This is a genomic window from Brevibacillus sp. YAE8, assembly GCF_057543335.1.
The window spans coordinates 1-2,126 of sequence record NZ_BAAIYG010000066.1; the positions used below are offsets into that span (position 1 = coordinate 1).

The window sequence follows — 2,126 nt, forward strand, 5'->3', positions numbered from 1 at the left end:
AAAAAAGAGTGGAATTTTCAAATACTTGAAGTACCACAAACCTTCGATTTATTCGTGGTACTCCGTATTTGACCTCACTCTCATCCCGCCCCTAAAGGGGGTGCTATCGCACCGTAGCGGGCTTTCTCGTTCGGAAAATCTGTAATCTCTTTTGTTCGTCAACCATTGCTTTTCGCTCTTCTTCTTGAGCACGGGAGTAACTTAGTGTTGGTAACCAGTCTTTGATCTGCTGATGGTAATATTGGCTGGATAATCCCCACTCCCGACTGAAATGCAGCCTGCCCATCCCTTTTGAATGCGTAATCAGATAATGGTATAGCTTCTTTAGACTTCGGTTTTTGCATTGGTTTACGCCTCTTTCAGTCATGTTAAGCTCTTTACTGATTTCCTTACATGTGAATCCCTCTAATACGGTTTTTTGAATAATGTATCGTTCTTTTTCATTTGAAAGCTGTTTCAGCAGTTCTTCAACAAGAACATTTTTCCCAATATAGTCTGAAATGTTTTGTCGATCACCAAAGCCATACAAAATTGGGCATTCTTTGCTCAACTTTTTTCTTTCACGATAGTTTAAGTTCCATGCTATACGTCGGATTAGTTTCCTGCACTCATCTTTCGTCATCTGATCCTACCTTTCTTATCGATATCGCAATAGTTACTCAGGCTTGAGGTTAAGTTATATAGAGTGACATTCGTAGTTGTATGCCGCAAAAACAAGAACATTCGTTCCCGTTAATTGTAGCATATTTTTCCTAATGTAAGCAAAATTAGGTAAGATTATCTATTTTTCTGAAAAAAAGCCCTCCCGGTTAGGAGAGCTTTACATCGGCCAGAAATCAACCTGATCCAGCTCGTTGACAATCTCGACTTTCGAAATCCGATTTTCTATGGACGAGCGAAACGGAATCGATCATTCGGCAGCGCGCAGGCGTTCGTGGTGGGGCTGGCGCTTGCGGATCGAGCGTTCCGGGAGCGGTACGTTTTTCAAACAAACCCTACTCCAAATCTAAGTTAAAAAACACAAAAATGACCGCTTGTAGTTGCTCAAAAGACACTTCTCGATTTAACTCGACGAAGAGTCTGCGGTTCCTCAAGGGGCTTTTCAGCCTCTTGGGCAAAAGGCATCTAGTAGCCTCATGTCATAAGACAGGAAAGTATTCGTAAACGTTTAACAAAAGTTTATTATTGGATATAGTTTGAAATTTTAACATTTTTTTGCGGTAATATAACCTTGGTGAAACTTTGTAGAATCGAGTATATTTTGGGGAAGGGTGTCTCACTTTTGAATAAAAAGAGAATAATTTGGACTGTAGTTTTAATTATTGTGATTGCTGGTCCTTTTTATGCAAATGAATGGATGAAATATACATCTCTTAATGAAAAAGCCTTAAATCAGATCACGAAAAATGATGAAGTTCGTATTGACATTCGTAGAGAATCTGATAGTGCAAGAGTTTCCATTACAGATAAGGAAATGGTAGATAAAATTTTGAATGAATTATCAGTTGTGGAACTTAAAAAAGAGAGTTTTACAGAGATAGATGGTGACTATAGAGTACGAATATATGTTAATGGAGTAAACAAATTGAGCATGGCAGTATTCGTTGATAAAAATTATGTGATAATTAGTAATGAGGGTGATTATAAGATCGTGAATCAAAATAATTTTAAAAAAGTATTTGAATATCCAAACTTAAAATGGGCTGTTTCAAAGGATAATTTAGATTAGAATTAACTTGGTACAGTTCCCTTAGGCTGAAAGTCAGTGGACGACGTACAGTCAGCGTTAAAGGGTCTATTCGCAGATACGATCCAAGAAATGGTGGAAGCTGAAATCGAGTCCTCTCTTGGATACGCTAAACATGACATGAAAAACAAGCGGACAACCAACAGCCGCAATGGCTATAGCAAGAAAACCTTCCGTTCTGAGTACGAGGCCATTGAAAAAGTCTTTTTAGCTAAAAAAGGTACCGTTCCTCCATTACATGGAGCGAGCGGTACGGGACTGTAAAATATTCTGTGTAAACTCTCAAAACCTATTACAATAAAAGAAAGGTTGGTTTGAGAGGATGACACCTATGGCGAGATTTAGTAAGGAACAAGTGAAGGCGTTTGTGAAGGAAAAC

At 38.5% G+C, this 2,126-nt stretch carries 2 protein-coding genes and 1 pseudogene; 2 read left to right on the plus strand and 1 reads right to left on the minus strand.

What is annotated here, in order from left to right; all coding sequences use genetic code 11:
* Positions 1 to 103 precede the first annotated feature (103 nt).
* Positions 104 to 622: a sigma factor-like helix-turn-helix DNA-binding protein gene (locus tag AC27IT_RS27540; protein ID WP_025845620.1), complete on the minus strand. Its 519-nt coding sequence runs from the start codon at positions 620 to 622 to the stop codon at positions 104 to 106.
* A gap of 660 nt (positions 623 to 1,282) precedes the next feature.
* On the opposite strand from AC27IT_RS27540, the gene AC27IT_RS27545 reads away from it, so the two are divergent.
* Positions 1,283 to 1,729: a hypothetical protein gene (locus AC27IT_RS27545; protein ID WP_025845622.1), complete on the plus strand. Its 447-nt coding sequence runs from the start codon at positions 1,283 to 1,285 to the stop codon at positions 1,727 to 1,729.
* 36 nt (positions 1,730 to 1,765) lie between these two features.
* A pseudogene (locus AC27IT_RS27550) lies at positions 1,766 to 1,933 on the plus strand (transposase); the annotation flags it as partial.
* Positions 1,934 to 2,126: the final 193 nt, after the last annotated feature.

Bases quoted from the DNA above. Each gene is read 5' to 3' on its own strand.
- AC27IT_RS27540 (WP_025845620.1), bottom strand. From the start codon at position 622: ATGACGAAAGATGAGTGCAGGAAACTAATCCGACGTATAGCATGGAAC.